Source organism: Pseudomonas sp. Y24-6 (assembly GCF_020295325.1).
Taxonomy (GTDB): domain Bacteria; phylum Pseudomonadota; class Gammaproteobacteria; order Pseudomonadales; family Pseudomonadaceae; genus Aquipseudomonas; species Aquipseudomonas gregormendelii.
On sequence record NZ_JACBXG010000036.1, the window covers coordinates 1 to 1,910 of the forward strand.

Sequence of the window (1,910 nt, forward strand, 5' to 3'; positions counted from 1 at the left end):
CTGGCATCGGTGAAGCTGTCATCGACCGGGGTGACGCTGATATTCAGCGTACTGCTCGAGCCAGTGCTGGTGGTGTAGGTCACCTGTGGGACGTTGCCATTCCAGTCAGCCGCCGGCTTGAAGGTGTAGTCGCCGTTGCTGGCGATGATCAGCGTTCCGACACCGATAATGGTCGCGGTCTGGCCCGCGGTGAAGCTGCCGTTGACCCCGCTCACAGTGAAACCGGTAACGCTCAGGGCATTGTCGACATCGTAGTCGTTGGTCAGCACGTTGCCGATCGCATCATGGTCTTCGTCGACGGTGATCCGGTCCAGCTGCAGCAAGCTTGCGTCATCGACGGCCGCAACGTGCACAACTAGTGGCAGTGAAGTGCTGGCACTTGGGGCATCGCCGTCTTTGGCAGTGGCCGTTACGGTCAGGGTGATGTCGCCATTGAAGTTTGTCGGCGGTGTCAGCTTGAGCGTGGACAAGTTCCAGCCCGCGAGGTCCACGGAGGTCGAGCCGTTGGTTGCATTGAAGGTGTGGATGCCATCGGTGAGACTGGAACCCGTCGGCAAGTCGCTCAGTGTGATAGTGAGTGTTTCCGAGCCGTCGGCGTCGTTGGTGTGGGCCTGGATGGTTGACAGCAGAATCGCGTTGTCTTCAAGGCCCGAGTTGAGCACTTGAGTGACATTGATGTTGTCCAGCACGCCGCCCAAGCTGTTGCTGTCCCCGGCGCGGAACTCGAGCTTCTGGTTGCCATCGGCTGTGACCGGAATGTCAAAGCTGTAGTGCTGCATGCCGGCGGTCGCGGTGTTCAGGGTGCCAATGAGTTGGCCACCCCAGTACACATTGATGAGCGAGTTATCTACACCAGCCCGCGGTGCATAGTCGAACGACACGTTGTAGGTGGTACCAGCCTGGGCATCAATGGTGGTGTAGAGGTTGGCCGCATCACCGGAGTTACGTTCCAGTTCGATGACCTGATTATCGCCGCCGGCACCGTAGACGCTGGCCTTGCCGATTTCGACCATGCCACCGTTGTTGTCAGTGTGCCAAACGCCGTTACCGAGCTTGCTGACAGCAACGTCGCCATGAGCACTTTTCAGCACGACTTCCTGCAGGTCAGTCGAGACGACTAGACCGCCACCGGTCAGTGACAGGCTTGGGGTATCGGTTATTGGCGCGACGACGATAGTGCCAGTTGCCGGAGACGCGGAAGGCATGCCCTGGTTGTCGGTCGAGCTGTAGGTGAAGTGGGTGGTACCACTCCAGTCGCCGGTAGGCTTGAAGTAAATCGTTGCGCCGTTGGCGGTCGCGGTGATCGCGCTGCTGGCGGTCAACGCGATCGTCCCGGCGGCGTCAGCATAAAACACGCCGTTGGCTGGCAGGCTGGTCAGGCTGAAATGGTTGACGCTGCCGTCGATGTCATTGCCGCCTAGCTGCACGGTAATCAGATGATCTTCATCACCGCTGGCGGAGGTGGTGCTGACGGTCGGCGCGTCGTTGACCGAGTTGACTGTGATGTCCAGCGTGCTTATGGAATTAGTGTTGGTGGTGTAGCTGATCTGCGGAGCAGTGCCGTTCCAGTTCGCCGCTGGGGTGAAACTGTAGTCGCCGTTGGCGGCGATAGTCACGGTGCCGACGCCGGCGATAGTAGCGACTTGACCCGCAGTAAAGGAACCGGTGACGCCTTGTACGATGAATGTCGCGACACTCAGAGTGTTGTCGACATCTATGTCGTTGCCGAGCACGTTGCCGGTTGCAACATTGTCTTCATCGACCGTTTTGGTATCCGCAGTCAGGACGCTCGGGTCATTGACCGGGGTGACGCTGATGTTCAGGGTCGAGGTGAGGTCAGAGCCAGAGCCGTCGGTGACGGTGTAGCTAACCACTGGCACGCTGCCGTTGTAGTTGGCGGCCGGAGTAAA

At 59.3% G+C, this 1,910-nt stretch carries 1 protein-coding gene; it reads right to left on the reverse strand.

Annotated features, from left to right (window positions below; all coding sequences use genetic code 11):
* Positions 1 to 1,910 (reverse strand): tandem-95 repeat protein (locus HYI44_RS29090; protein ID WP_225571203.1); only part of this gene is annotated, 1,910 nt, incomplete at both ends.